Origin of the sequence: Streptomyces sp. NPDC056479, from assembly GCF_042795335.1 — a bacterium.
Classification (GTDB): domain Bacteria; phylum Actinomycetota; class Actinomycetes; order Streptomycetales; family Streptomycetaceae; genus Streptomyces.
Window position 1 is genome coordinate 436,920 of record NZ_JBHTRZ010000009.1, and the last position, 26,993, is coordinate 463,912.

Annotated in this window: 26 protein-coding genes; 13 read left to right on the forward strand and 13 right to left on the reverse strand. The window is 69.8% G+C overall.

Going from position 1 to position 26,993, the window contains the following annotated elements:
• Window positions 1-72: 72 nt before the first annotated feature.
• The 3 genes from ACFQ6S_RS33430 to ACFQ6S_RS33440 all read right to left on the reverse strand — a co-directional run bounded on the left by ACFQ6S_RS33430 (window position 73) and on the right by ACFQ6S_RS33440 (window position 3,233).
• Window positions 73-270, reverse strand: a complete 198-nt coding sequence (locus ACFQ6S_RS33430) for a YbdD/YjiX family protein (protein WP_383418158.1) — start codon at window positions 268-270, stop codon at window positions 73-75.
• A complete protein-coding gene (locus tag ACFQ6S_RS33435; RefSeq protein WP_383418160.1) occupies window positions 242-2,380 on the reverse strand; it encodes a carbon starvation CstA family protein in 2,139 nt (712 codons plus the stop codon). Before ACFQ6S_RS33435 ends, ACFQ6S_RS33430 begins: the two co-directional genes overlap by 29 nt.
• Before the next feature lie 88 nt (window positions 2,381-2,468).
• Window positions 2,469-3,233, reverse strand: a complete 765-nt coding sequence (locus ACFQ6S_RS33440; RefSeq protein WP_030947772.1) for a GntR family transcriptional regulator — start codon at window positions 3,231-3,233, stop codon at window positions 2,469-2,471.
• Between the two features lie 318 nt (window positions 3,234-3,551).
• Here ACFQ6S_RS33440 and ACFQ6S_RS33445 point away from each other — a divergent pair, with 318 nt between their 5' ends.
• From ACFQ6S_RS33445 to ACFQ6S_RS33465, 5 genes are all read left to right on the forward strand, one after another.
• Window positions 3,552-4,838, forward strand: a complete 1,287-nt coding sequence (locus tag ACFQ6S_RS33445) for an extracellular solute-binding protein (RefSeq protein WP_383418162.1) — start codon at window positions 3,552-3,554, stop codon at window positions 4,836-4,838.
• A 72-nt stretch (window positions 4,839-4,910) separates the two neighbouring features.
• Window positions 4,911-5,900, forward strand: coding sequence for a carbohydrate ABC transporter permease (locus ACFQ6S_RS33450; RefSeq protein ID WP_383418164.1), 990 nt, complete (start codon window positions 4,911-4,913; stop codon window positions 5,898-5,900).
• Window positions 5,897-6,748 carry a carbohydrate ABC transporter permease gene (locus tag ACFQ6S_RS33455; RefSeq protein ID WP_383418166.1) on the forward strand — a complete coding sequence of 284 codons (852 nt, stop codon included), beginning with the start codon at window positions 5,897-5,899 and terminating at the stop codon, window positions 6,746-6,748. Before ACFQ6S_RS33450 ends, ACFQ6S_RS33455 begins: the two co-directional genes overlap by 4 nt.
• Before the next feature lie 9 nt (window positions 6,749-6,757).
• A complete protein-coding gene (locus ACFQ6S_RS33460; RefSeq protein WP_383418168.1) occupies window positions 6,758-8,254 on the forward strand; it encodes a glycoside hydrolase family 3 protein in 1,497 nt (498 codons plus the stop codon).
• An 87-nt stretch (window positions 8,255-8,341) separates the two neighbouring features.
• Complete coding sequence (locus ACFQ6S_RS33465) at window positions 8,342-8,821, forward strand: DUF3592 domain-containing protein (protein ID WP_383418170.1); 480 nt, start codon at window positions 8,342-8,344, stop codon at window positions 8,819-8,821.
• A 30-nt stretch (window positions 8,822-8,851) separates the two neighbouring features.
• On the opposite strand, the gene nagB is transcribed toward ACFQ6S_RS33465, so the two are convergent.
• Window positions 8,852-9,637, reverse strand: coding sequence for a glucosamine-6-phosphate deaminase (gene nagB / locus ACFQ6S_RS33470; protein ID WP_383418172.1), 786 nt, complete (start codon window positions 9,635-9,637; stop codon window positions 8,852-8,854).
• Window positions 9,638-9,889: 252 nt separating this feature from the next.
• On the opposite strand from nagB, the gene ACFQ6S_RS33475 reads away from it, so the two are divergent.
• A complete protein-coding gene (locus ACFQ6S_RS33475) occupies window positions 9,890-10,978 on the forward strand; it encodes an SIS domain-containing protein (RefSeq protein WP_383418174.1) in 1,089 nt (362 codons plus the stop codon).
• A 50-nt stretch (window positions 10,979-11,028) separates the two neighbouring features.
• Here ACFQ6S_RS33475 and ACFQ6S_RS33480 read toward each other — a convergent pair whose 3' ends face one another.
• Window positions 11,029-11,781, reverse strand: a complete 753-nt coding sequence (locus ACFQ6S_RS33480) for an SDR family oxidoreductase (RefSeq protein WP_383418176.1) — start codon at window positions 11,779-11,781, stop codon at window positions 11,029-11,031.
• Between the two features lie 95 nt (window positions 11,782-11,876).
• On the opposite strand from ACFQ6S_RS33480, the gene ACFQ6S_RS33485 reads away from it, so the two are divergent.
• Together ACFQ6S_RS33485 and ACFQ6S_RS33490 are read left to right on the forward strand one after the other, a co-directional pair.
• Window positions 11,877-12,518 (forward strand): TetR/AcrR family transcriptional regulator, encoded by a 642-nt coding sequence (locus tag ACFQ6S_RS33485; RefSeq protein ID WP_383418178.1) that lies wholly within the window; start codon window positions 11,877-11,879, stop codon window positions 12,516-12,518.
• Window positions 12,519-12,932: 414 nt separating this feature from the next.
• On the forward strand, window positions 12,933-14,408 hold the full coding sequence (locus tag ACFQ6S_RS33490; protein WP_383418179.1) for a sensor histidine kinase: 1,476 nt from the start codon (window positions 12,933-12,935) through the stop codon (window positions 14,406-14,408).
• A 226-nt stretch (window positions 14,409-14,634) separates the two neighbouring features.
• On the opposite strand, the gene ACFQ6S_RS33495 is transcribed toward ACFQ6S_RS33490, so the two are convergent.
• A complete protein-coding gene (locus ACFQ6S_RS33495; RefSeq protein ID WP_006142322.1) occupies window positions 14,635-14,892 on the reverse strand; it encodes a WhiB family transcriptional regulator in 258 nt (85 codons plus the stop codon).
• 319 nt (window positions 14,893-15,211) lie between these two features.
• Complete coding sequence (locus ACFQ6S_RS33500) at window positions 15,212-16,180, reverse strand: diacylglycerol/lipid kinase family protein (protein ID WP_383418182.1); 969 nt, start codon at window positions 16,178-16,180, stop codon at window positions 15,212-15,214.
• A 151-nt stretch (window positions 16,181-16,331) separates the two neighbouring features.
• On the opposite strand from ACFQ6S_RS33500, the gene ACFQ6S_RS33505 reads away from it, so the two are divergent.
• A complete protein-coding gene (locus tag ACFQ6S_RS33505; RefSeq protein ID WP_383418184.1) occupies window positions 16,332-16,778 on the forward strand; it encodes a hypothetical protein in 447 nt (148 codons plus the stop codon).
• A gap of 37 nt (window positions 16,779-16,815) precedes the next feature.
• Here ACFQ6S_RS33505 and ACFQ6S_RS33510 read toward each other — a convergent pair whose 3' ends face one another.
• The 3 genes from ACFQ6S_RS33510 to ACFQ6S_RS33520 form a co-directional block, all read right to left on the reverse strand.
• On the reverse strand, window positions 16,816-17,979 hold the full coding sequence (locus ACFQ6S_RS33510) for an RNA polymerase sigma factor SigF (protein WP_383418285.1): 1,164 nt from the start codon (window positions 17,977-17,979) through the stop codon (window positions 16,816-16,818).
• Between the two features lie 17 nt (window positions 17,980-17,996).
• Window positions 17,997-18,410: an anti-sigma regulatory factor gene (locus tag ACFQ6S_RS33515; RefSeq protein WP_019058277.1), complete on the reverse strand. Its 414-nt coding sequence runs from the start codon at window positions 18,408-18,410 to the stop codon at window positions 17,997-17,999.
• A gap of 269 nt (window positions 18,411-18,679) precedes the next feature.
• Entirely contained in the window at window positions 18,680-18,940 is a 261-nt protein-coding gene (locus ACFQ6S_RS33520) for a UBP-type zinc finger domain-containing protein (RefSeq protein WP_383418186.1), read from the reverse strand.
• Between the two features lie 210 nt (window positions 18,941-19,150).
• Here ACFQ6S_RS33520 and ACFQ6S_RS33525 point away from each other — a divergent pair, with 210 nt between their 5' ends.
• Complete coding sequence (locus tag ACFQ6S_RS33525) at window positions 19,151-20,746, forward strand: Na+/H+ antiporter (protein ID WP_383418188.1); 1,596 nt, start codon at window positions 19,151-19,153, stop codon at window positions 20,744-20,746.
• 7 nt (window positions 20,747-20,753) lie between these two features.
• Here ACFQ6S_RS33525 and ACFQ6S_RS33530 read toward each other — a convergent pair whose 3' ends face one another.
• Both ACFQ6S_RS33530 and ACFQ6S_RS33535 read right to left on the reverse strand, forming a co-directional pair.
• Window positions 20,754-21,668, reverse strand: a complete 915-nt coding sequence (locus tag ACFQ6S_RS33530) for a 1-aminocyclopropane-1-carboxylate deaminase/D-cysteine desulfhydrase (protein ID WP_383418190.1) — start codon at window positions 21,666-21,668, stop codon at window positions 20,754-20,756.
• 75 nt (window positions 21,669-21,743) lie between these two features.
• Window positions 21,744-22,334: an N-acetylmuramoyl-L-alanine amidase gene (locus ACFQ6S_RS33535; protein WP_383418192.1), complete on the reverse strand. Its 591-nt coding sequence runs from the start codon at window positions 22,332-22,334 to the stop codon at window positions 21,744-21,746.
• 319 nt (window positions 22,335-22,653) lie between these two features.
• Here ACFQ6S_RS33535 and ACFQ6S_RS33540 point away from each other — a divergent pair, with 319 nt between their 5' ends.
• The 3 genes from ACFQ6S_RS33540 (at window position 22,654) to ACFQ6S_RS33550 (ending at window position 26,181) form a co-directional block, all read left to right on the forward strand.
• On the forward strand, window positions 22,654-24,060 hold the full coding sequence (locus ACFQ6S_RS33540; protein WP_383418194.1) for a family 2B encapsulin nanocompartment shell protein: 1,407 nt from the start codon (window positions 22,654-22,656) through the stop codon (window positions 24,058-24,060).
• A 123-nt stretch (window positions 24,061-24,183) separates the two neighbouring features.
• The gene (locus ACFQ6S_RS33545) at window positions 24,184-25,326 is read left to right on the forward strand and encodes a family 2 encapsulin nanocompartment cargo protein polyprenyl transferase (RefSeq protein ID WP_383418196.1); all 1,143 of its coding nucleotides are present in this window, start codon (window positions 24,184-24,186) and stop codon (window positions 25,324-25,326) included.
• A 261-nt stretch (window positions 25,327-25,587) separates the two neighbouring features.
• The gene (locus ACFQ6S_RS33550; RefSeq protein WP_383418198.1) at window positions 25,588-26,181 is read left to right on the forward strand and encodes a GNAT family N-acetyltransferase; all 594 of its coding nucleotides are present in this window, start codon (window positions 25,588-25,590) and stop codon (window positions 26,179-26,181) included.
• A 91-nt stretch (window positions 26,182-26,272) separates the two neighbouring features.
• Here ACFQ6S_RS33550 and ACFQ6S_RS33555 read toward each other — a convergent pair whose 3' ends face one another.
• On the reverse strand, window positions 26,273-26,863 hold the full coding sequence (locus ACFQ6S_RS33555; RefSeq protein WP_383418200.1) for a TetR/AcrR family transcriptional regulator: 591 nt from the start codon (window positions 26,861-26,863) through the stop codon (window positions 26,273-26,275).
• Between the last annotated feature and the right edge of the window lie 130 nt (window positions 26,864-26,993).

Consider the following 26,993-nt stretch of genomic DNA (forward strand, 5'->3'; position numbering starts at 1 on the left):
CAGCGGAAGACCCTGTCCGCATATCGGATGTGGAGGGTTGGTGTGCATGGCAGCTTCAGGGCGGCGCCGCGCTCAGCAGCAGCGGAACCCCTGGCGTGGGTCGGCTTCCTGACGGTCCGTCCGCATCCGTTCGAAGTCGCGCCGGGAGGGCACCTTCGCGTCCGGGTGCTCATGCCGGATGTGTGCGACATAGCGGTCGTACGCCGACTCGTCGGTCAGCTCCCGCACATACCAGCGCACGCTACCGAGCACCCGCCGAAGTGACCGCACTGCGCTCCTCCTCCTTCTCCTCCTTGGTCGGGAACAGCCCGGCCGGAGCGATGATCTTGGACTCCACGTACGGCGTCTCGCTGAGCGTGGACAGGGCCGGGCGGCGGACATGCCGGACGCAGACGCGGGTGGCGTCGACGATCACGACGACGATCAGGAGGGCGAGGGCCGCCGTGAGGACTCCGTCCACCGTGGAGTTGGTGACCACGGTGTGCATGTCGTCCATGCTCTTGGCGGGCGGCAGCACCTCGCCGCGGTCGATGGCGTCCTGGAAGATCTGACGCTGCTTGAGGAAACCGACCTTCGGGTCGCTGGAGAACACCTTCTGCCAGCTGGCGGTCAGCGTCACCGTGGCGTCCCAGGCCAGCGGAACCCCGGTGATCCAGGCCCACTTCAGGCGCCCGGACTTCACCAGCAGAGTCGTGCAGACGGCGAGGGCGACGGCCGCGAGCAGCTGGTTCGAGATGCCGAAGATCGGGAACAGCTGGTTGATGCCGCCGAGAGGCTCGTGGACGCCCACCCACAGGAAGTAGCCCCACAGACCGCACACGATCGCGCTGGTGATGGCCAGGCCCGGCTTCCAGCTGACGTTCTTGAAGGGCCGGTAGACGTTGCCCAGCATGTCCTGGAGCATGAACCGGCCCACGCGCGTGCCGGCGTCCAGCGCGGTCAGGATGAACAGCGCCTCGAACATGATCGCGAAGTGATACCAGAAGGCGCGCAGCCCGCCGCCGGTGACCTGCGAGAAGATCTCCGAGACGCCGATGGCGAGGGTGGGCGCCCCGCCGGTGCGGGAGAGCAGGGACGCCTCCTCGACGTTCTTCGCCGCCTGGGCCAGGTCCTCCGGGGAGATCTGGTAGCCCCAACTGCCCACCACTTGCGAGGCGTTCTGCACGGTGTCGCCGATGACCCCGGCCGGCGCGTTCATCGCGAAGTACAGGCCCGGGTCGATGATGCTCGCCGCGACCAGCGCCATCACGGCGACCGACGACTCCATCAGCATGGAGCCGTAGCCGATCATCCGGACCTGTGTCTCCTTCTGGATCATCTTCGGCGTCGTACCGGACGAGATCAGCGCGTGGAAGCCGGACAGGGCGCCGCAGGCGATGGTGATGAAGACGAAGGGGAAGAGCGACCCCGCGAAGACCGGGCCGTCGCCGCGGGAGGCGAAGTCCGTCACCGGGTCCATCTTCAGCGTCGGCAGCGCGACGACCACACCGAGGGCGAGCAGGAAGATCGTGCCGATCTTCATGAAGGTCGACAGGTAGTCGCGCGGCGCCAGCAGCATCCACACCGGCAGGATCGAGGCGATGAAGCCGTACGCCACCATCCAGACGACCAGCGTCGAGGGCGCGAGGGTGAAGGTGCCGGCCCACGAGGACTCGGCGACCCAGCGCCCCGCGACCAGGGCGAGCAGCAGCAGGGCGACGCCGATGACCGAGACCTCGGTGACCCGGCCGGGGCGCAGCACCCGCAGGTAGAAGCCCATCAGCAGGGCGATCGGGATCGTCATCGCGATGGAGAAGGTGCCCCACGGGGACTGCGCGAGGGCGTTGACGATCACCAGGGCCAGCACGCCGAGCAGGATGATCATGATGACGAAGGTGGCCAGCAGCGCCGCCGCGCCGCCGAACGGGCCGATCTCCTCGCGCGCCATCTGGCCCAGCGAGCGGCCGTCCCGGCGGGTGGAGAAGAACAGCACCACCATGTCCTGGACCGCGCCCGCGAAGATGACGCCGACGATGATCCAGATCGTGCCCGGGAGATACCCCATCTGCGCGGCCAGCACGGGCCCCACCAGTGGTCCGGCGCCGGCGATCGCCGCGAAGTGGTGGCCGAGCAGGACACGGCGGTCGGTGGGGTGGAAGTCGATGCCGTTGTTGAGGCGTTCGGCCGGGGTGGCCCTGTTCCGGTCGACCTTGAGGACCTTGTACGCGATGAACTTGGCGTAGAAGCGGTAGGCGATGGCGTACGAGCCGAGTGCGGCGGCGACCATCCAGGCGGCGGAGACCTCCTCACCCCGGGACAGCGCGAGTACGGTCCATCCCGCGGCGCCGACCAGCGCGACGAGGCTCCAGATGACGACGGTTCGGGGATTCGCGGTACGCACCGGGTGGTCCTCCCGTCCATGCGGCGACGGGAGGAACGTAGAACAGGAAAGGGGGATGCGCTACACCGCGTGCACTACCTCAAGTGGCCTAATCCTGCGGCCGCTTGAGCCGAGCCACGAACTTGTACCGGTCCCCGCGGTACACCGACCGCACCCACTCCACCGGCTGCCCGTCCCGGTCCAGCGAGTGCCGGGACAGCATCAGCATCGGCAGGCCCACGTCGGTGCCGAGCAGGCCGGCCTCGCGCGGGGTGGCCAGGGAGGTCTCGATGGTCTCCTCGGCCTCGGCGAGGTGGACGTCGTAGACCTCGGCGAGCGCGGTGTAGAGGGAGGTGTACTTCACCAGGCTGCGCCTGAGCGCCGGGAAGCGCTTCGCGCTCAGGTGGGTCGTCTCGATCGCCATCGGCTCACCGTTGGCCATGCGCAGCCGCTCGATGCGCAGCACCCGGCCGCCGGCCGTGATGTCGAGCAGATCGGCGAGGCGGTCGTCGGCGGTGATGTAGCCGATGTCGAGGAGCTGCGAGGTCGGCTCCAGGCCCTGGGCGCGCATGTCCTCGGTGTACGAGGTGAGTTGCAGCGCCTGGGAGACCTTCGGCTTGGCGACGAAGGTGCCCTTGCCCTGGATGCGCTCCAGGCGACCCTCGACGACCAGCTCCTGAAGGGCCTGGCGCACGGTCGTGCGGGAGGTGTCGAACTCGGCGGCCAGGGTGCGCTCGGGCGGGACCGGGGTGCCGGGCGCCTGGGTCTCCGTCATGTCGAGGAGGTGCTTCTTCAGGCGGTAGTACTTGGGCACGCGGGCGGTACGGACGGTGGCGCCGTTCTCGTTCTCCGCACTGCTGACGTCGGTGCTCATGCTTCGCCTTCCCGGCTCCGGATGCGGGTCACATCGTGATCCCTTCTGTATACCGTCGCCACCACTTTTGGTCTAGTCCATGCCGCCGAGTGGTCTAGCGGATGAGAGTACTCCGGCGTCGTTGTTTTCGCTGGCTTCTTACTTAAAGGTTCCTTCATATGTAGGTCGCATAACGGCTGGTCAGGCCCCTTCCGTGACCCTTGACAGGGCTTTTGGTCTGGTCCAAGCTCCCGGTACTGGTCTACACCATTGGTCCAGGTCCCGGCCCAACGCTCGCGCGGGGAGGCAGGGGGGTGTGGCATCCCTGAGGAGGGTGGCGTGAAGCGCAAACTGGCAGCCGCGATCGGTATCGCGGGCATGATGGCCTCCATTGCGGCGTGCGGGGGAGAGGGCGACAGCGGCGGGTCGGACAAGGGCGGGGCGGACGCCAAGGAGCTGACCGTCTGGCTCACCGTCGACGCGCAGAACAACTGGCCGGACCTGGTGAAGGCCGCCGACGCGGCGGTCCAGAAGAAGCACCCCGGCGTCAAGATCAACCACGAGTACTACGGCTGGCCGGACAAGAACGCCAAGCTCGACGCCGTGCTCGCCACCGACAAGGCCCCCGACGTGGTCGAGATGGGCAACACCGAGATGCTCGGCTACATGGTCAAGGGTGCCTTCGCTCCCGTCGACCCGGCCAAGTTCGACAGCTCCTCCGCCTGGCTGGACGGCCTCAAGGCCTCGGTGACCTACGACGGCAAGACCTACGGAGTCCCCTACTACGCCGGCGGCCGGGTGGCCAACTGGCGCAAGGACGTGGCGGCGTCGGTCGGTGTGAAGACACCCCCGAAGACGTATGACGAGCTCACCGCCGCCCTGGACAAGATCCAGAAGAAGCAGGGTGACAAGTACAACGCCTGGTACCAGCCGACCCGTGACTGGTACGCGGCCATGTCCTTCGTCTACGACGCGGGCGGCGCCATCGCCAAGGAGGAGGGCGGCCAGTGGAAGGCCACGCTCTCCTCGCCCCAGTCCGTGAAGGGACTCACGGACTTCAAGAACGTCGTCGACTCCTACATGCACGGCGACAAGACCAAGGACGAGTCCGACCGCTACATCGTCTACGGCCAGGGCAAGTCCGCCATGATCTTCGCTGCCGCCTGGGAGGGCGCGACCGCGGAGGATCCCAAGAACGACAAGACCGGCGACCTCAAGGGCAACCTCGAGAACTTCGTGATGCCCGGCCCGTCCGGCAAGAACATGCCCGTCTTCCTGGGCGGCTCCGACCTCGCCGTTCCGGTGAAGTCCGACGCCCAGGCCCTCGCCGCCGAGTGGATCAACGCCTTCGCCGGTTCCTCCGGGCAGAAGGGCCTGATGGCCAAGGGCAACCTGCCCAACAACAAGACCGACCTCGCGACGCTGAAGAACGACCCCGCGACGGCGGTCCCGGCCACCGCGGCCGAGTCCAACTGGTTCGTCCCGATGGCGCCGGGCTGGGGCCAGGTCGAGAAGGCCCAGATCCTGCAGACCATGCTGCAGAGCATCGGCACCGGCAAGAAGTCGGTCGAGGAGGCGGCCAAGGAGGCGGACGACGCGATCGACAAGGTCATCAACACCAAGTGACCTTCGGGCGGGGCTCCCACGTGGTGGAGCCCCGCCGCCCGTTCGACCTGAGGGACCCCTGAGGAGCGCGCGATGAGTGCCGCAGACACGACCACCCCTGCCAAGGTGCCGCCGCCGCGGCAGGCACCGCCGCCCCCGGGCACCCCGGACACACCCCGCGGACGGCGCACATCGAGCCCGGCCGGCGTCCCATGGCTGCTGCTCGCGCCCTGCCTGCTGATCCTCGCGCTGGTGATGGGCTATCCGCTGGCCCGTCTGGTCACTCTGTCCTTCCAGAAGTTCGGACAGTCCCAGCTGTGGGGCTTCCAGCCGGCCGAGTCGGTCGGCTTCGACAACTTCGCCAAGGTGCTCGGCGACGACGAGTTCTGGGCCGTCGTCCTGCGCACGATCATCTTCGCGGGCGGTGCCGTCGTCTTCACGATGGTCGTCGGCATGGCGATCGCGCTGCTGCTGCAGCGGGTCTCCGGCTGGCTGAAGGTGCTCATCAACATCGTGCTGGTGGCCAGCTGGGGCATGCCCGTGATCGTGGCGACCACCGTCTTCAAGTGGCTCTTCGACTCGGACTACGGCGTCTTCAACGCGCTGCTCAGCAAGCTGCCCGGCGTCGAGATGATCGGCCACAACTGGTTCGCGAGCGGGCCGGAGGGCCTGGCCGTGATCATGCTGCTGGTGGTGTGGGGGGCCGTGCCCTTCGTCGTGATCACCCTGAGCGCCGGTCTCACCCAGGTCCCCAAGGAACTGGAGGAGGCGGCCCGGCTCGACGGCGCCGGCGCCTGGGGCGTGTTCCGCTATGTCACCCTGCCCGTCCTCAAGCCCATCATCGTGATGCTCACGACCCTGTCGGTGATCTGGGACATGGGCGTCTTCCCCCAGGTCTTCGTGATGCGAAACGGCCATCCGGAGCCGGAGTTCCAGGTCCTCAACACCTACTCCTACGACCGGGCGTTCGTCGTCAACGACTACGCCCAGGGCTCGGCGATCGCGCTGCTCACCGTCGTGCTGCTGCTGGGCGTGGTCGCCGTCTATATGCGTCAGATGCTGAAGATCGGAGACGTCGAATGACCAGCGTGAGCACGCTTGCGACCGCGCGGCCCCGGAGGGCGCGTCTCGGCTGGAACCTTCTCGGTCTCCTCGTCTTCGTCACCGCCGGCTTCCCGCTCTACTGGATGCTCAACACGGCGTTCAAGCCCGCGAAGGACGCCATCGACCCGGACCCGAGCCTGCTGCCGACCGGCATCACCTTCGACAACTTCTCGCGCGCGCTGGACATCGCGGACTTCTGGGGTCCGGTGGGCCGCAGCCTCGTCGTGTCGCTGGCGGTGGTCGTCATCGGCATGGTCGTCGGCCTGCTGGCCGCGCTCGCCATCTCCAGGTTCGCCTTCCGCGGCCGGAAGATCGTGATCGTGGGCATCCTGGCGGTGCAGATGGTGCCGCTGGTCGCCATGATCATCCCGGTCTTCCTGCTGCTCAACGACCTTGGCCAGTACGACCGGCTCACCGGTCTGATCATCACGTACCTGACCTTCATCCTGCCGTTCACGGTGTGGACGCTGCGCGGCTTCATCGTCAACATCCCCAAGGAGCTGGAGGAGGCCGCGATGGTCGACGGCTGCAGCCGCACCGGGGCCTTCATCCGCGTCGTCTTCCCGCTGCTGGCCCCCGGCATGGTCGCCACGTCGGTCTACGGCTTCATCCAGGCGTGGAACGAGTACCTGTACGCCCTGATGCTGCTCAGCCAGAAGAACCAGACCGCGACCGTATGGCTCGGCAACTTCACCACCAAACACGGCACGGAGTACGCCCCGATGATGGCCGGCGCCACGATGATGGCCGTGCCCATCGTCGTCCTCTTCCTGCTCGTCCAGCGCAAGATGGCCGCGGGTCTGACCGCCGGCGCCGTGAAGGGATAACGCCACCCGATGACGACATTCGCCAGCGGCACCGACACTCTGACGCGTGATGCCCTGACCGTCCTGCAGCCCGGCTTCACCGGCACCACCGCCCCCGACTGGCTGCTGCGCCGGCTCGGCGAGGGCCTCGCCTCCGTCGGACTGTTCGGCCGCAACATCGCCTCGCCCGAGCAACTGGTCGCGCTGACGGCACAGTTGCGCGCCGAGCGCGACGACGTGCTGGTCGCGATCGACGAGGAGGGGGGTGACGTGACGAGGCTGGAGGTGCGGGCCGGCTCCAGCTTCCCCGGCAACCACGCCCTGGGCGCCGTGGACGACGTGGAGCTGACGAGGGAGGTGGCCGCCGAGCTCGGCCGCCGCCTGGCCGCCTGCGGGGTGAACCTCAACTGGGCCCCGTCGGCGGACGTCAACTCCAACCCCGCGAACCCGGTCATCGGCGTGCGCTCCTTCGGTGCCGACACCGCCCTGGTCGCCCGGCACACCGCGGCCTACGTCACCGGCCTGCAGTCGGCGGGCGTAGCGGCCTGCACCAAGCACTTCCCCGGCCACGGCGACACGGCGGTCGACTCCCACCACGCCCTGCCCCGCATCGACGCGGACGCCTCGGTCCTGGCGGAGCGCGAACTCTCCCCGTTCCGCGCGGCGATCGCCGCCGGCTCGCGGGCGGTGATGAGCGCCCACATCCTCGTCCCCTCCCTGGACCCGGACCACCCGGCGACCCTCTCCCGCCCGGTCCTGACCGACCTTCTGCGCGGCGAACTGGGCTACAGCGGCCTGATCGTCACCGACGGCATGGAGATGCAGGCCATCGCCGCCACCTACGGCATCGAACGCGGCAGCGTCCTCGCCATCGCGGCCGGCGCCGACGCGATCTGCGTGGGCGGCGGCCTCGCGGACGACGAAACGGTACGGCGACTGAGGGACGCCCTGGTCGCGGCGGTCCGCTCGGGTGAACTCCCCGAGGCCCGGCTGGCGGAGGCGGCGGAACGCGTCCGCGAGCTGGCCCGCTGGACGGCGACGACGGCGACGACGGCGGCCCCGGCGGCCGACGGCGAGGCGCGGACCGACATCGGCCTCGCCGCCGCCCGCCGCGCCCTCAAGGCGTCCGGCGCGTCGGCCTTCACGCCGCTCACCGAAGCGCCGTTCGTCGCCGCCTTCACCCCGGTCGCGAACATCGCGGTCGGCGACGAGACCCCGTGGGGCGTGGCGGCCGAACTGGCCCGCCTCCTCCCCGGCACGGAGACGGGCAGCTACTCGGGGGACGACGCGGCCCGCGCGACCCTCGAAGCGGCCGGCGACCGCCGAGTCGTGGCCGTGGTCCGCGACGAACACCGCCACCCCTGGATGGCGGCCGCCCTGGACGCACTCCTGGCATCCCGCCCCGACACGATCGTCGTCGAAATGGGCGTCCCCCAGGCGTCCCCGCGCGGCGCCCTGCACATCGCCACATACGGCGCGGCCCGGGTGTGCGGGCGGGCGGCGGCCGAGGTCATCGCGGGGGTGTGAGGGCGCCGGGCCGCCCGAGGCCGGGAGCACGGTGATCGAATACCTGGGATAGCGTCCCTCTCACTTCGGACGAGTGAGAGGGACGTCGTGCGGTTTCAGGTTCAGGCGCGCGGACGGCGTGCCCGCCGGTGGGTCGCCTTCGGGCTGATGGCGTTCGGAGCGGTGTTCCTGGTCATCGGGCTGATCCTGGCGGGGATATCGGTCTCGTTCCTCGCGGATGCGGAGCGCGCCAGGGGAACGGTGGTGGAGCTGGAGTGGCGCAGCGACGACAACGGCGCGTCCCGCAAGGCCAGGGAGAACAACCGGCCCGTGGCCTACCCGGTGGTCGAGTTCACCTCGGGTGATGGCACGCCGAGGACGTTCCGCGGTTCGACGGGTTCCAATCCGCCGTCGTACGAGCGGGGCGAGCGGGTCGAGGTCCTCTACCGCGCCGATTCCCCCGAGGACGCCCGGATCAACGGCTTCGCCTCGCTGTGGCTGCTACCGCTGATCTTCGGCGGGATCGGGCTCGTGATCGGGGGAATCGGGACGGCCGTCGCGGTGGTGGGGCGGCGGCGCACTCCGTGAGACGGCCGGTGAGCCGAGTGCGCGGTCTCCTCAGATCCCCTGCCACTCCGGCTTGTTGACGTAGGTGTGCCGGAAGTAGTCGGCCAGCTTCAGCTTCGACGCGGCGGCCTCGTCGACCACGACCGTGGCGTGCGGGTGCAGTTGCAGTGCCGAGGCCGGGCAGACGGCCGCGACCGGGCCCTCGACGGTCGCCGCCACCGCGTCCGCCTTGCCTTCACCGGTGGCCAGCAACACCAGATGCCGTGCCTCCAGAATCGTGCCGATCCCCTGGGTGATGACGTGATGCGGCACCTGCTCGATGTCCCCGTCGAAGAACCGCGCGTTGTCGACGCGGGTCTGCTCGGTCAGGGTCTTGATCCGTGTCCGCGAAGCCAGCGACGAACAGGGCTCGTTGAACCCGATGTGCCCGTCGGTCCCGATTCCGAGCAACTGCAGGTCGACGCCCCCGGCAGCGGCCAGCGCCGCGTCGTACGCCGCGCACGCACCCTGCACGTCCTCGGCCGTACCGTCCGGCCCCATGAAGGCGTCCATCCCGATCCCGAGCGGCTCGAGCACCTCGCGCCGCAGCACCGAGCGGTAGGACTCCGGGTGCTCGGCGGGCAGCCCCACATACTCGTCGAGCTGCGCGATCCGCGCCCTCGAGGCGTCCACGGCGCCGGAGTGCACCTTGGCCGCGAGCGCCGCGTAGATGGGCAGTGGCGTCGACCCGGTGGCCACGCCGAGCACGGCGTCGGGCTTGCGCCCGAGCAGCTGGGCCATGGCCTCGGCTATCAGCTCGCCACCCGCCTTGGCGTCCGGAACGATGACAACTTCCACGCTGGGCCTGCCGATCTGAAGAGGGAATCGAAGGGCACCCTGAAGGTGTATGTGGTTTAGACCAATCTAACAGAGCGGGGCTCCGCGGCCCAGGTGAACGAATGCCCTGTGGACATTTCCGGAGCCCGTCGGGCAGGCGTCATTCCCCAGGGGGGAGTGGAATGGAGACTGTGCGTCCGAACTGTCCGTCACCGTCCCCCGAAGCGACAGGCGCCATGCCCGGCACGACGAGCGCGAGAGCAGGAAGGGCCCATGACCACCACGACCCCATACCCTCCCGACCCCAAGGCCCCGCGCAACGAGCTCCCCGGCCGGATCATGGCCCGCGAGATGGCCGAACAGCCCGCCGTGCTGCGCCGGATCCTGTCCCAGGGCGCCCCCGCCATCCGTGAGGTCGCCGAGCAGATCGCCGCCCGTGCCCCACGCTTCGTCCTGCTCACCGCCCGCGGCACCTCCGACAACGCCGCGCTCTACGCCAAGTACCTGCTGGAGATCCGTCTCGGCCTGCCCTGCGGCCTGACCTCGATGTCGACGACCACCGCCTACGGCGCCCGCCCCGACCTGACCGACGTCCTCGTCGTCACCGTCAGCCAGTCCGGCGGCTCACCCGACCTGGTCGCCTCCACACGGGCCGCCCGCGAGGCCGGCGCGATCACGCTCGCGGTGACCAACAACCCCGACTCCCCGCTGGCCGGCGTCTCCGAGTACCACCTCGACATCATGGCCGGACCGGAGCGGGCCCTGCCCGCGACCAAGACCTATACGGCCTCCCTTCTCACGCTGTACCTCTTCGTCGAAGGCCTGCGCGGCGGCGCCGGCACGGCCGCGCACGTGCTCCCGGACCTCGCCGAGCGTCTGCTCGCCCGGCAGGACGAGGTCCGCTCCCTCGCCGCCCGCTACCGCTTCGCCGAGCGCATGGTGATCACCTCCCGCGGCTACGGCTATCCCACGGCCAAGGAAGCCGCCCTCAAGCTGATGGAGACCAGCTACATCCCGGCGCTCGCGTACTCCGGCGCCGACCTCCTGCACGGCCCGCTCGCCATGGTCGACAACGTCTCCCCGGTCATCGCGGTCGTCACCGACGGCAAGGGCGGCGAGGTCCTCCGGCCCGTCCTCGACCGACTCCGCGGCCGCGGCGCCGACCTGGTCGTCATCGGCCCCCGCCACCAGGTCGAACAGGCCTCGGCCGGCTTCGTCCTGCCCACCGAGGAGGTGGCCGAGGAGGTCCAGCCGATCCTGGAGATCCTCCCCCTGCAGCTCCTGGCCTACGAGGTCACCATCGCCAGGGGGCAGGACCCGGACGCCCCGCGAGCTTTGGCGAAGGTCACGGAGACGCGCTGAGGGGGCAGGCTGAGGGGGCAGAGGGGGTGGGGGAGGGGCCGGCGGGCCCCCTAGTGCAGGCTCAGCAGTGAGCCCCCGGTCGCGTCGATGTGCTGCCCCGTTATCCACCGGGAGTCCGGTGACGCCAGGAAGGCCGCCACGTCCGCGACGTCGGATGTCGTACCGACGCGCTTGAAGACCGAGACGGCCTCGGCGTGCGCGCGTATGCCGGGATCGGCCAGCGCCCCGCTCGTCAGGTCCGTGTCGATGAAGCCGGGTCCGACCGAGTTGGCCGTGATGCCGCGCGGTGCCAACTCGGCCGCGAGTGAGCGCGTCAGGGTCGTGACCGCTCCCTTGGCCATGTGCGTGGCGGCGATAGGGGCGATGGCGGCGTCCGTGGCGGCGGTGACATTGATGATCCGGCCCTGGTCGCGCAGGCGACGCAGACCGTGCTTGACGATGAAGAACGGTGCCTTCGCGTTGACCGCCTGCGTCCGGTCGTACGCCTCCTCGTCCGTTTCGCCGATGGATGCGAAGATCACCATCCCCGCGTTGTTGACCAGGATGTCCACCCCCTGCGCCTGGCGGTCGAAGGCCTGCCACAAGGCCTCCGCGTCCCCCGGCACGCCCAGCTCCGCGCGGATCGCGAAAGCCCTGCCGCCCGCCGCCTCGATGGCGGTGACAGTCTCCTTCGCCGCCGCCTCATTGCTGCCGTAGTGCACCGCGACCCGTGCCCCGTCGCGTGCCAGCCGCTCGGCGATCGCCCGTCCGATCCCCCTGCTCGCCCCCGTGACCAGTGCCGTCCTGCCTGCAAGCACACCCATGTCGACGCCCCCTCGCAATTACCTAGCGATCGCTACAGAAAAACCGTACAGCACCCCTCCGACATTTCTCTAGTGCTCCCTATAAAATGAACTCCATGGTGAGCAGTGACGAGACGGCGCCGAGGGCCGCCGGGACCCGGCCGGCGGCCAAGCCCCGCGGCCGCCCCCGTTCCTTCGACCGTGAGACCGCGCTGGAGAAGGCGATCCTGGCCTTCTGGGAGGGTGGCTACGAGGCGACCTCCGTCTCCGACCTCACCCGGGCCATGGACATCGGCGCGCCGAGTCTGTACGCGGCCTTCGGCGACAAGCGTTCCCTCTTCGAGGAGGTCGTCGGCGCCTACACCGCCCGCTACGCCGCGTTCGCCGACCGCGCCCTCGCCGAGGCGCCCACCTCGCGGGCGGCCGTCGAGCTGACCCTCCGGGCCGCCGCGGGCGCGTACACCGACCCCGACCGTCCGCACGGCTGCCTCATCGCCCACGCGGCCATCAACTGCACGACCCCGGAGGTCGCCGCCTCCCTGCGCGACCGCCGCAACGCCACCATCACCGCCTTCGAGCGCCGTATCGAAGAGGACATCGCCACCGGCACCCTCCCCGCCGGCACCGACGCCGCCGCCCTCGCCCGGCACACCGGCGCGATGATCCAGGGCATGTCGCAACAGGCGCGCGACGGGGCGAGCCGGGGGGAACTGGAGGCACTCGTGGAAATTGCCATGGCCATCTGGCCCCGCACATGAACCCACACGGGTTAGGCTGCGTGGTGTATGCCAGGGTGCCCTGTCAGTTCCCCAACTGGTGGGGAGCCCGCGGGAGAAGCGTCAACAGCAAACACGCTCCAACGCATGGACACACCGGAGTGGTCTAGTCCACAATGGCGAGGAGTGCGTAAGCGAAGAACGCACCGACTTCCGTCTTCCCCGCACAGGAAGGCGGACCGAGGAACCGGAGCTCTCTGCCCTGACTGCCCCGGCTCCTCATCCTTCGGCCGACCGGGACCGCACACCCCACGGCCGATGTTGCTCCGGGCTGCGGTGCCGGGAGGGCTGAGGGTCCCTCTCAGGCGCCGCGGCCCGCGGGTGTTTCCGAGCCCGGACCGCCTCCGAAGTGGCTGGTTTCCAACCATGTCCGTACCGCCAGGTACGCTCGGCCACGTGCCCTCCATGAACGAACTCGTACGCCAGCACACGGCCCTCGACGACTCCGACCTCGAGTGGCTCCACCTGCTGGTCTCGGAGTGGCAGCTGCTCTCCGACCTCTCCTTCGCCGACCTCGTCCTGTGGGTCCCCACCAGCGACGGCACCCGCTACGTCTCCGTGGCGCAGATGCGGCCGAACACCGGCCCGACGTCGTACCAGGACGACATGGTCGGCCATCTCGTCCCGCGCGGCCGCCGCCCGATGCTGGACGCCGCGCTCGACGAGGGCCGCATCGTGCGGGAGGGCGACCCGGAGTGGCGCGAGGAGGTGCCGGTCCGCGTCGAGTCGATTCCGGTACGACGGGACGGTCGCGTCCTGGGTGTGATCGCGAGGAACACCAACCTGCTGACCGTCCGCACCCCGAGCCGCCTGGAGCTCACGTACCTCCAAAGCGCCTCGGATCTCGCGCAGATGATCGCGGCCGGCTCGTTCCCGTTCGCCAATCAGCAGGTCGACATGGACGCCTCACCGCGCGTCGGCGACGGCCTGATCCGCGTCGATGGCGACGGTCTCGTCCAGTACGCCTCGCCGAACGCGCTATCGGCCTACCACCGTCTCGGCCTCGCCTCCGACCTCGTCGGCCACCACCTGGGCAAGACCACCGCCGAACTCGCCCCGACCCACGGCCCGGTGGACGAGGCGCTCGCCAAGGTCGCCAGCGGCTGGGCGCCCCGAAACTTCGAGATCGAGGCCAACGACGGGGTCATCCAGTTCCGCGCGATCCCGCTCAAGCCCAAGGGCACCCGCATCGGTTCGCTCGTCCTGCTCCGGGACGTGACCGAACTGCGCCGCCGCGAGCAGGAGTTGATCACCAAGGACGCGACCATCCGGGAGATCCACCACCGGGTGAAGAACAACCTCCAGACGGTGGCGGCCCTGCTCCGCCTCCAGGCCCGGCGCATCGAGTCCGAACGTGGCCGTGAGGCACTGGAAGAGGCGGTACGGCGAGTCGGCTCGATCGCGATCGTGCACGAGACGCTCTCCCAGAACCTCGACGAGCGCGTGGAGTTCGACGAGATCGCCGACCGGGTGCTGGCCATGGTCGCCGAGATCGCCCCCGGCAAGGTGAACTGCCGGCGCACCGGCCGCTTCGGCATCCTGGACGCCGAGGTCGCCACCCCGCTGTCGATGGTCCTGACCGAGGTGCTTCAGAACGCCCTGGAGCACGGCTTCCGTGAGGGCGAGACCGGCACGGTCGAGGTGGCGGCGGTCCGCGGCGGTACGACGAAACAGGCCCGCCTCCTGGTCACCGTCCAGGACGACGGGGTGGGCCTCCCCGAGGGCTTCGACCCGCACACCGCGGGCAACCTCGGCCTGCAGATCGTACGGACGCTGGTGGAGGGGGAGTTGGGCGGTACGTTCGACATGGTCCCGGCGCCGGAGCGGGGCACCCGGGTGATCCTCGACATCCCGGTGCGTGCACCCAAATAGGCGAAGGGCCTCAGGACGGCAGAGAGCCTCAGGACAGCAGAGGGCCTCAGCAAACAGCCTCAACACAGCAAAGAGCCCCAGCCCGTTCAGGGGGCTGGGGCTCAACATGCTCGTTGCCAGCATTCGCTGCGCATCGGGGGGTACTGCGCGCTGCGGCTCGGGGGCGGGAGATGCGTACTCGCTGTACGCGCCGCCAAGCTCAGGCTGTTTTAACGGGGCGGGTGTGTCAGGCGGAGGCCTGACGGGCCCGGTTGCGGGCGGCGCGGCGCTTCATGGCGCGGCGCTCGTCCTCGCTGAGACCACCCCAGACGCCGGAGTCCTGACCGGACTCGAGCGCCCACTGCAGACACTGATCCATAACGGGGCAGCGACGGCAGACGGCCTTGGCTTCCTCGATCTGCAGCAGCGCAGGACCGGTGTTGCCGATGGGGAAGAAGAGCTCGGGGTCTTCCTCGCGGCAAACGGCGTTGTGACGCCAGTCCATGGCTGCTACCTCTCCTTGGTATTACGTGCTGATTGCTTGTGAATGTGAACGCTTTCACGAATCCCTCAACAAGTGAAGGGCCGACCGCCAGGTTCCCTGGCGAGGTCCTGTGATTTGAAGAGGGGTTCCGGTGACCTGTGGATGCCGGTGTTGCGGGCTGTCCCGATCGCCACGTAGAGACTCGCAAACCTCAGCGGCGGATACAACCCCTTCCGGAAAGTTTTTTTTGATTCCTCGGTGTCGACTAGGTCACAGCCGTACTTCCATGGGGTGGATCCTGGCCTAAACGTTCGAGTGAAAGGACTTTAGCCCGTTCCGCTCACACAATCACACGCAGTGCACGGCGTACGCCTGTGAACGTCACGCTCGTACGCAGCCCGAGGTGGTCGCCGTCCATCTGAAGGGGCAGCGGGACCTTCGAATGCAAGGTGAACTGGTCCAGGTCGTGCAGAGTGACCGCATGCTTGCCACGGGCCCCGCGCTCGGGGGACGAAGTGAGCAACTGGGTTGCATACCGGGCAACCGAGACCGTGGACATACGGCTGAGACCGAGTACGTCGAGGGCCGTATCGAACGAGGCCTTAGGTGCCGCGTACACCGGACGATTGCCCAGATACGTCCACGGAGCGGTGTTGCAGACTATGGACAGCACCAAATCGGTCACCGGGTCCTCGCCCGGCCGCTCCAGAGTGATCGTGCCGTGCCGGCGGTTGGGCTCGCCCAGGAATTGGCGCAGGGCCTGGCGGAGGTAGAGAGCGTGTGTGGATTTCCGGCCGCGTTCGCGCTGCTGTTCCACCCGGCCCACCACACCCGCGTCGAAGCCGAGTCCCGCATTGAAGAGGAACCAGCGCGGCGGGACCGCCTCGTCGTCCGAACCCGGGGTGCCTGACGTCAGGCCGAGACCGACCGTGCGTTCGCTGCCGTCGCGCAGGGCGTCCAGGAGGGCGCCGGTCGCCTCGACCGGGTCGTTCGGCAGACCGAGGGCGCGGGCGAAGACGTTGGTGGAACCGCCGGGGACCACGGCCAGGCCGGGGAGGTGCCCCGGGTCGGGGCCGGCGTGCAGAAGGCCGTTGACGACCTCGTTGACGGTGCCGTCACCGCCGAGGGCCACGACCATGTCGATGTCGTCGCTCTCCGCCGCCTGCCGGCCCAGGTCGCGCGCGTGGCCGCGGTACTCGGTGGTGACCGCCTCCAGCTTCATCTCGCTGGCGAGCGCATGGATCAGGACATCGCGCGTACGTGCGCTTGTGGTGGTTGCTGCCGGATTGACCACGAGAAGTGCACGCATGGGTTGCAGCGTACCTACTGGGGGGTACCGGGCACAGGTCGAGGTAGGGATCAAGTAAGAGAGGGGGCGTGAGTCTCGACACGACATGGCCGGAAGGTGAGCCGGCCATGGCCGGCCAGGTCGCCATTTCGGCGGGGGCTACCCTTCAGGTGTGACCAAGGAGCAGAGCCCCGACACCCCCGAAACCGCCGGTCCGCGTCCGCGGCGGCTCACGTATGCGGCGGCGTTGACCGCGCTGGAAGGGGTGGCCCTCACCGTCGGCGGCGTCTGGGTGCTGGTGCTCGGACTCACCGGCGAACCGGACGACCGGCAGCAGGCCGTCACGCTCGGCGTGACGCTCATCGCTCTCGCCCTGCTGCCGTTGCTCGCCGCGCGGGGACTGTTCGCTCAGCGCAGCTGGAGCCGGGGGCCGTCCATGATCACCCAGATCCTCGCGCTGCCGGTGGCCTACAGCCTGTTGCAGGCCGACAGCATCGCCATCCCGGCGGGGATCGCGATCGCCGCGGTCGCGATCGCCACGCTCGTACTCCTGATCAATCCGGCGACGACCCGGGCCCTCGGGATCCGAGGGCCCGGCAACGCGCAGGATCAGAAGTAGGACATCGGCTTTCGGAGCATCGCTCCGGAGGGGTCCGTCACTCCTCCACCAGCAGCTTCTCCCGCAGCTGCGCCAGCGTGCGCGCCAGCAGCCGGGAGACATGCATCTGGGAGATGCCGACCTCCTGCGCGATCTGCGACTGGGTCATGTTGCCGAAGAAGCGCAGCAACAGGATCCGCTTCTCGCGCGGCGGGAGGTCCTCAAGGAGCGGCTTGAGGGACTCGCGGTACTCGACGCCCTCCAGCGCCTCGTCCTCCGCGCCGAGGGTGTCCGCGACCGCCGGGGACTCGTCGTCGGTGTCGGGGACGTCCAGGGACAGCGTGGAGTACGCGTTGGCGGACTCCAGGCCCTCCAGGACCTCCTCCTCCGAGATCGCCAGCTTCTCGGCGAGCTCATGGACGGTGGGGGAGCGACCGTGCTGCTGGGACAGCTCGGCCGTGGCCGTCGTGAGCGCGAGGCGCAGCTCCTGAAGGCGCCGCGGCACCCGCACCGCCCAGCCCTTGTCGCGGAAGTGCCGCTTGATCTCGCCGACGACCGTCGGGGTCGCGTAGGTCGAGAACTCGACACCGCGATCCGGGTCGAACCGGTCGACCGACTTGATCAGGCCGATGGTGGCGACCTGGGTGAGGTCGTCCAGCGGCTCGCCGCGGTTGCGGAAGCGGCGCGCGAGGTGCTCGACGAGCGGCAGGTGCATCCGGACCAGCTTGTTGCGCAGCTCCGCGTACTCCGGGCTGCCGTCCTGCAGCTTGCGCAGCTCGAGGAACATGGCGCGCGCCCCGCTGCGGTCCTGAGGGTGGTGGTGCGTGGCCTGCGTGCTGTGCGCACCCTGCGCACGCGTCGCCTTGTCGTCGGCGTCTCGCTCGTGCTCGCTCATCGTCCCGCCCGTAGCCCTCTCCCGAGCTTTCGCCTCCGCCCCCACTCTCGGCTTCGAACGAGCGGGGGAACCTCCATGGACGGGTGAGACCCCGATCCGCCCGCCCAGAGGCGCGCCCTGCACGGCACCTTCGTCCTCTCGTCCGTCGCCCAGGAAACCGGCCTGCACGGAGTCGTCCTCCGGGTGCGGCCGGGCCTGCTCGGGGATGCCGTCGATGCCGTCCGCCATGCGTCGGGAATCGCTCAGGCCCGCGCCCGGACTCTCGGCTCCGCCCGAGCAGGGTGGAGTGTCCGGCAGCTCCCGTGTGCCGCGCTCTTCGTCCCGCACCGGCCCGTCCCCGTTCGTCACGCCGGCCCGGGTCCCGCGCCGCGCTGTTTGTAGAGGCTGATCGAAACGGTTTTGTCCTCGTCCACGGCGGAGGAGACCTTGCCCGCGAGGGCCGACAGCACGGTCCAGGCGAAGGTGTCCCTGGCGGGGGCGTGGCCGTCCGTGGTCGGGGCCGAGACGGTGACCTCGAGCGAGTCGTCGACAAGCCGGAAGACACAACTGAGCACCGAGCCGGGCACGGCCTGCTGAAGCAGGATCGCGCAGGCCTCGTCCACCGCGATGCGCAGGTCCTCGATCTCGTCGAGGGTGAAGTCCAAACGGGCCGCGAGGCCGGCAGTCGCCGTACGCAGCACCGACAGGTAGGCACCCGCGGCCGGCAGCCGGACTTCCACGAAGTCCTGGGTCGCGGGCTCGCCTGCGATCTGGGACACCCTCACCTCCAAGGTGGTACAAGCTTCTCGGGGCCGAGGGTCGCCCCCCGGGGTAACGCGATGTGTGGTTCAGCGGTGACGCTATCGCGCTCTTAACTTTCCTGTCCCCAGGACCCCAACCCCTTGCTGTCACTCATAGTAAACACACGGACACGCTCCGTGGCTAGGGGGTCTGCGGGCCCAATTGGGAAGAGCGCGCGCCGGTTTGACGTACCCAGGCGTCAGACGGTCGAACCGTCCGGTCCCCGGTCGTCCAGGGTACGTCCGCGTCACACCAGCACGTGGTCGACGAAGCACCAGCGCCAGAGCTCGCCGGGCTCGAAGGTCCGCATGATGGGATGCCCGGACTCCTTGTGGTGCTCCGTGGCGTGGCGTCCCGGCGAGGAGTCGCAGCAGCCGACGTGACCGCAGGTGAGGCACAACCGCAGCTGCACCGGGTGCCAGCCCTCCGCGAGACACGTGGGACACGTCTCGTTGAGCGGACCGGGTTCCGGGTGCGGCAGCGCGTCGGCGTGCGTGCACTGTTTCATGATTGCCAGGTTACGACGGTCACGCGCACACCGGCGCGGAAAATCGACGGCGGGTGGCGGCGACGCGATGAACGAGGGCGGGCGAAGAACGATGAACGTGGCTGCCGGTGGGCGTGAGACGGGGGTTGCCGCCGGGGCCGGGCTCGTGGTGTCTGGGGGGCGTCGGCGAGGTGCGGCCGGTGACGGCGCGGGCGAGGGTGGGCGAGGCGTATGGATGTGATGCCGCTGTTGTTGCTGGTGGCGGGGAGCGCCGTCGTCGCCGCTGCGGCGCGTCGGACGCCCGTGCCGGCGCCGCTGCTGCTGGTCGCGGCCGGGCTCGTGGTGTCGTATCTGCCCGGCGTGCCCGAGTACACCCTCGATCCGCACATCGTCCTTCCGCTGGTCCTGCCCCCGCTGCTGCACACCGCGGCGACGGACAGCTCGTACCTCGATCTCCGGGCCCAGCTGCGGCCCGTGATGCTGCTGTCGGTGGGCTACGTCCTCTTCGCGACCTTCGCCGTGGGCTGGCTCGCCTACCTCGTCGTGCCTGGCCTGCCGCTGACCGCGGCGCTGGTGCTGGGCGCGGTGGTGGCGCCGCCGGACGCGGTCGCCGCGACGGCCGTCGCGCGCCGGGTGGGGCTGCCGTCCCGGATCACCACGATCCTGCAGGGCGAGTCCCTGGTGAACGACGCCACCGCGATCACCGCCTACCGCGTGGCCCTCGCGGCCGCCGTGGGGGAGGGCGCCAGCTGGGCCGGCGGCATCGGCGAGTTCCTGCTCGCGGCGTTCGGCGGCATCGGCGTGGGCCTGGTGCTCATGGTGCCGATCCACTGGCTGCGCACGCACATGAAGGAGGCGCTGCTGCAGAACACCCTCTCCCTGCTGATCCCGTTCGTCGCGTACGCGGTCGCCGAGCAGGTGCACGCCTCCGGAGTGCTGGCGGTCGTGGTCGTCGCGCTCTACCTGGGACACCGCGCCTGGGAGGTCGATTTCGCCACCCGGCTCCAGGAGGATGCGGTGTGGAAGATGGTGGCGTTCGTCCTTGAGTCGGCGGTGTTCGCGCTGATCGGACTACAGCTGCCGGTGGTCCTCAAGGGGCTCGGCGAGTACGAGGGCAGCCGCGCCGCCTGGTACGCGATCGCCGTCTTCCTGATGGTCGTCGTCTCGCGGTTCGTGTGGGTCTATCCGGCGACGTTCCTGCCGCGCATGCTGTCGGCGCGGATCCGGGAGCGCGAGAAGAACCCGACGTGGAAGGGCTCGTTCATCATCGCCTGGGCCGGGATGAGAGGCGTCGTCTCGCTGGCGATCGCCTTCTCGATCCCGCTCACCGTGCACGGCGGCGAGGAGTTCCCGGAGCGCAACCTCATCCTCTTCCTCACCTTCACGACGGTGATCGGCACGCTGGTCGTCCAGGGTGTGACGCTGCCCCCGCTCATCCGCGTACTGAAACTCCCCGGCCGTGACGACCAGGCCGAGACCCTCGCCGAGGCGAACGCCCAGGCACAGGCCTCCCGCGCCGCCGAACGACGTCTGGAGGAACTCCTCTCCGACGAACGCAACGCCCTCCCCGAGCCCCTGGCGGACCGTCTGCGAGCCGTCCTGGAACGCCGCCGCAACTCCGTCTGGGAACGCCTCGGCCAGGCCAACCCCATCACCGGTGAGTCCGTCGACGACACCTACCGCCGGCTGTCCCGCGAGGTGATCGGCGCCGAACGCGCGGTGTTCGTGAGGCTCCGGGACGGCCGCTACATCGACGACGAGATGCTGCGAACGCTGCTGCGCAGGCTCGATCTGGAGGAGGCGGCGGCCTACCGGGAGACCCAGTGAGCCGCGGTCACCCGTCGAACGGGGCCCCGGTGACGACGGCCGCGACCACCGTGCCGCGCGGAAACGCCCCCTCTTCCGTGAGAGCGACAACCCCATACAGCAACTTGGCGACATAGAGACGTTCGACGCCCAACCCGTGCCGCTCCTCGAAGTCAGCGGCAAAGGCGTCGAGTTCATGAGTGGTCCGGGCGTAACCCCCGAAGTGGAAGCGTTCGTCCAGCCACCAGTCACCCCGAGGCCCTCCGAACGCCTCGCTCTGCAGATCCCGCACGTCCGCACCCAGGAAGCCGCCCTTCAGGACAGGCACCCCCAAGGCCCATTGACCGGGATCGAGCCCGGCGGCGAGCCCCGCCAGCGTCCCGCCCGTGCCGCAGGCGACCGCGACCACATCGGCTCGCCCGCGCAGCTCCGCGCCGAGCGCACTGCACCCTCGTACGGCGGACGCATTGCTCCCGCCCTCCGGCACGACGTAGGCGTCCTCGGCGTCGATGCCACGCAGAATGCCGGCCAGGGTCTCCGGCTCGGTCTTGCGCCGATACGTCGATCTGTCGACGAAATGAAGTCGCATGCCGTCGGCCGCACAGCGCGCCAGCGACGCGTTGAGGGGCCGCTCGGCCAACTCCTGCCCGCGCACCACCCCCACCGTGCGCAGACCGAGGAGACGGCCCGCGGCGGCGGTGGCGCGCAGGTGGTTGGAGTAGGCGCCGCCGAAGGTGACGACCATGCGGCGGCCCGCGGCCGACAGGTTCGGCGCGAGCTTGCGCCACTTGTTGCCGATCAGTTCCGGGTGGATCAGATCGTCCCGCTTGAGCAGCAGCCGCAGCCCGCGCCGCGTGAACCGGTCGTCCGTGAACTCCTCCAACGGGGAGGGGAGTCGCGGGTGCAGGCCGGCGAGATCCGGCACGGCGTCGTGGCTGGTCACCACGCCATTGTCACCTGTCCTCGAACATACGACGGGCTGAAATGCCCGGACCGGCGTCAAGCAGTCGGCGCGGCCCTACGCCAGCCGCTCCCGAATCCGTCCTCGCATCCCCGCCATCGTGAACCCTCGTGGATCCACCTTCCCGGGCTGCCACTCCAGATGGCCGATCACCGACCGTTCGGTCCAGCCGTGATGGCGGCAGATGGCGGCCGAGACCCGTTCGATCGCCGACAGCTGCGCCTCGGGCCACGGATCCTGGCCGTCGCCCAGGTTCTCGCACTCGAAGCCGTAGAAGTGGCGGTTGCCGTCGGTGTTGGCCTCGTTGTCGGGAGGCAGTGCCGTCTCGGCGATGACCGCGCGCAGTACGTCGTCGTCGCCGAGACCGGCGTGGTTGGCGCGGCCGTAGCCGACGAGGTGGACCCGGCCGTCCTTGGTGATGACACCGTGGCACAGCGGGCCCGGCAGGCCCTCGTAGCCGTTGCGGCAGAGTTCCACGGTGTGCGCGCTGCCCTTGGTCACCGTGTGGTGGATCATCACGCCGTGGACCGGGCCCCACGGCCCCACGTGGTTGCGGTTGTGGTGCTCCCAGTCGCCCACCTCGACGACCGTGGCGCCCTCCGCCTCGAGTCTCTCCAGGAACCTGCTCGCGGACATGGGTGTGGCCATGGCCGCCGCCTCCTTCACGCCGTGCGCCGGCCGCCGTACGCGACCGCCTCGTACCGGTGCTCTACCGAAAACGGGCAGACGGGACTCCTCGGGACTCCTCGAATCGCACGGTGTACGACTCGTTTCGGACACCTCGGGAGCAGTTCGCCAGAAGCCGTGACACTGGACAAGGTCCCTCTATTTGCCCAGTCCCCAGTGATCCATTCCCGCTCTTTCGGGTAATAGCACCGGCACGCTCGGTGATGGAAGGCTCGACCCCGCAGATCGCGATGCGTGGCGCCAGATCGGCGTGGATGCATGACCGGGAGGGCAATTCCTTATGTCGGTAGGCGAAGAGGTCCGCACGGAGCAGGGCAAGCCGCAGCAGAGTCTCGGCACGGCGGCGGCGCGGAACCTGGCCACCACGACCAAGTCCGCACCGCAGATGCAGGAGATCAGCTCCCGCTGGCTGCTGCGCATGCTGCCTTGGGTGAACGTGCAGGGCGGCACGTACCGGGTGAACCGGCGGCTGAGCTACGCCGTCGGGGACGGCCGCATCACGTTCGTGAAGACCGGCGATCGCGTCGAGGTGATCCCAGCCGAGTTGTGCGAACTGCCGGCGCTGCGGTCGTACGAGGACGAGGACGTGCTCTCGGAGCTCGCCCAGCGCTGCCAGCAGCGCGAGTTCGCGGCGGGCGAGGTGATCGCCTCGTTCGGCAGCCCCACCGACGAGGTGTACCTGCTGGCGCACGGCAGGGTGGAGAAGCTCGGCACCGGCCCCTACGGGGAGGACGAGTCCCTCGGCGTCCTCGCCGACGGCGCCTACCTCGGTGACCAGGCGCTGCTCGACGCCGACGCCATCTGGGAGTACACCGCCCGCGCGGTCACCGCCTGCACGGTGCTCGTGCTGCCCCGCCAGGATGTCGAGCAGGTCGCGGAGCGCGCCGAGTCGCTGCGAGGGCACCTCGAGCAGCTGCGGGCGATCCCGGCGCAGCGCACCAACAAGTACGGCGAGAAGGAGGTCGACCTCGCGGCCGGCCACAGCGGCGAGCCGGACATCCCGCACACCTTCGTCGACTACGAGGCCCGGCCCCGTGAGTACGAACTGAGCATCGCCCAGACGGTCCTGCGCATCCACTCGCGCGTGGCCGACCTCTACAACCAGCCGATGAACCAGACCGAGCAGCAGCTCCGGCTGACCGTCGAGGCCCTGAAGGAGCGTCAGGAGCACGAGCTCGTCAACAACCGCGAGTTCGGCCTGCTCCACAACTGCGAGTACGACCAGCGCCTCCAGCCGCACGACGGCGTGCCCAGCCCCGACGACCTGGACGAACTGCTCTGCCGCCGGCGGGGCACCAAGCTGCTCCTCGCCCACCCGCGCGCGATCTCGGCGTTCGGACGCGAGCTGAACAAGCGCGGTCTGGTCCCCGAGACCATCGAGGTGGCCGGCAACCGCATCCCCACCTGGCGCGGTGTGCCGATCTACCCCTGCAACAAGATCCCGGTCACCGAGGCCCGTACGACCTCGATCATCGCCATGCGTACGGGCGAGGCCGAGCAGGGCGTGATCGGGCTCCAGCAGGCGGGCATCCCGGACGAGATCGAGCCGAGCCTGTCCTGCCGCTTCATGGGCATCAACGAACAGGCCATCATCAAGTACCTGGTGACGGCGTACTACTCGGCCGCGGTCCTGGTGCCGGACGCCCTCGGCGTGCTGGAGAACGTCGAGATCGGCCGCTGGCGGTGACACTGCCGCGAACTCTCGCCGCCGGTACGCCGTGTCCCGTGCCATCGCCGTGGGTAGACCCTCCGGGTAGGCGCCCAGCCGTAGCGGAAGTGCCACTGTCCGCCGACTCTCCGAGGCGATGCCATGGGTGAGTTCATGACGGAGACGCAGCAACGCCCCGCCGGGGCGCGGCCGTCCACCGAGACGCTCGAAGGGCCGAGGTCCCTCGCGGCCGAAGGGGAAGGCGGCAGGACGGGCCCGCTGGACGGTGTCGAGGCAGCGGTGATCCTGGAGCGCGTCCGGGCCACGGTCGACCCGGAACTGCGCGCCGCCATCGAGTCGTTGCCGCCCTCCATGCGCCGGGTCGCGCTCTACCACTTCGGCTGGGAGCAGCCGGACGGCACCCCGGCGGCCGGCAACACGGGCAAGGCGATCCGTCCCGCCCTCGTCCTCACGGCGGCCGCCGCGCTCGGCGGACCGAGGGCGCGGGCGGCGGCGGTAACGGCGGCGGTCGCGGTGGAACTGGTCCACAACTTCACGCTGCTGCACGACGACGTGATGGACCAGGACACCACCCGTCGGCACCGGCCCACCGCCTGGACCGTGTTCGGCGAGGCCGACGCGATCCTCGGCGGCGACGCCCTCCAGGCGCTGGCCCTGCGGCTGCTCGCCGAGGACCCGCACCCGGCGTCCGCCCCGGCCGCCGCCCGGCTCGCCGACTGTGTCGTCGAACTGTGCGCCGGTCAGCACTCGGACACGGCGCTGGAGAAGCGGGGACCGGGCGAGGTCGGCCTGGACGAGGTGCTCGCCATGGCCGAGGCCAAGACGGGTGCGCTGCTGGGGTGCGCCTGTGCCCTGGGCGCGCTGTACGCGCAGTCGGCGGCGGAGGACGTGGCGGCGCTGGACGCGTTCGGCCGTGAGGCAGGGCTCGCCTTCCAGCTCATCGACGACGTGATCGGCATATGGGGCGATCCGCGCCACACCGGCAAGCCGGCCGGCGCGGATCTCGCGGCCCGTAAGAAGTCCCTCCCGGTCGTCGCCGCGCTGACCTCCGGCGGTCCGGCGGCGGCGGAACTGGCCGCGCTGTACGAGATGCCGTACGACAAGGAGGACCTGCAGCGCACCGCGCTCGCCGTCGAGCGGGCCGGTGGCCGTGACTGGGCGCAGGCCCAGGCCGCCGACCGGATGGCCCGCGCCATGCAGGAGCTCGCCCGAGCCGTGCCCGACCCGGAGGAGGCGGGCGGACTGCTGGCGCTGGCGGAGTTCGTGACCCGACGCACCACCTGATCGCCGCCCCCTTCAAGGACGCGGCGGTCGTCGAGGCTCCGGAACGCCCGGGCCGTACGGTTCCTGACCCCGTACGGCCGGCGTGCGGCTCCGGAACGGCGGGTCCCGCACATCCCCACGGTGTGCGGGGCCCGCCCCTGTGTACCCGTGCATCCGCGCGTCGCGCCGATCGGATCCCGACAACTTGGCCCCACGAACGTCACGCCGTCCCCATTCCCCCTACGATCAAGGCCGGTTGACACGAAGGGGCGGGTACAGATCATGGGCGTCGCGATCCGGACGGCGGGCGAGGAGGACCGGGAGCTGGTGGTCCGGCTCCTGGACGCGGCCTTCCAGGACGATCCGGTCAGCGGCTGGGTGTTCCCGGGCGAGGAGCATCGCCGTACCACCCACCCCCGGCTGATGGCGGCGTTCACCGACATCGTGCTCGCCCACGGCCGGATAGACGTCACCGAGGACGGCACGGCGTGCGCGCTGTGGATGTCCGTGCCGGCGGAGGCGCACGGCCAGGACGAGGAAGGGCCGGTCCGGCTGCGCGAGGCCGTCGACCCGGGCAACGAACGCGTCGAGCAGATAGGACGTCTGACGGCGGCCATCCACCCGGAGGGCCGGGCCCACGAGTACCTGTGGATGATCGCCGCGGCACCCGGGCGTCAGGGCGAGGGCCTCGGTACCGCGCTCATCTCCTCGGTCCTCGACCGCTGCGACGAGGAGGGGGTGGCCGCCTATCTGGAGGCGAGCAGCGCCCGCAGCCGGCATCTGTACGAGCGCCTCGGCTTCGAGATCGAGGGTGACCCGCTGGACCTCCCGCACGGCCCCCGGATGTGGCCGATGTGGCGCGAACCGCGCGGCTGAACCCCGCGGCCGAGCTCCACCGCTGAACCCGCGGCCGAGCTCCACCGCTGAAATGGCGGCCGCACCCCGCCGCTGAACCGCCACCTCCCCCTTACTGCTCCGGCACGATCGTCGCCGCGACCCGCTCCACCAGCCCGTCCGGCACGCTCACCCCAGGCAGGACGCCGTCCAGTACGTCCGGGAGTGTCAGATGCTCCAGGATCAGCCCGAGCATCGCGAGATAGAGCACGGTGACGACCTCGTCGCCGCCCGGCAGCCCGGCGCCGCGATGGAACTCGATGCCCTCCGTCAGGTCGCCGCGCACCGACCGGGTGAAGGAGGCGCGCAGTTCGGGTCGCCGGGTGGCCTCCAGGCGCATCTCCAGCAGGGCCAGATAGCCCGTGCGATCGCGTGTGGCGCGGTCCATCAGGTCGTGCATGAAGGCCGTGACCAGGGAGCGGTCCTTCGGCCGGGTCAGCAGCCCGGCGATCACCTCCGGGTCCGGCGCCAGCCGCACATGCAGCCGGGCGTCGATCTGGCGGAGCAGGTCGTCGCGCCCGGTGAAGTAGTTGGAGGCGGTGCCGACCGGCACCCCTGCCTCGGCGTCCACCGCGCGGAACGTCAGCCCGCGCGCCCCCTCCCGGGCGAGCACCTCGGCGCCCGCGTCGACGAGGGCGGCCCGGCGCTCCGGATTGCCCGCCATTCGGAATCCCCTCTCTCACTTCAGCCGGTCGCGCAGGTGCTCCCGTAAATGCCCTTGCAACCACTACAAGCGAAGTACTACAACTGAAGCACTACAACCGAAGTGGTTGTGCGACACCCTACGAAAAGAG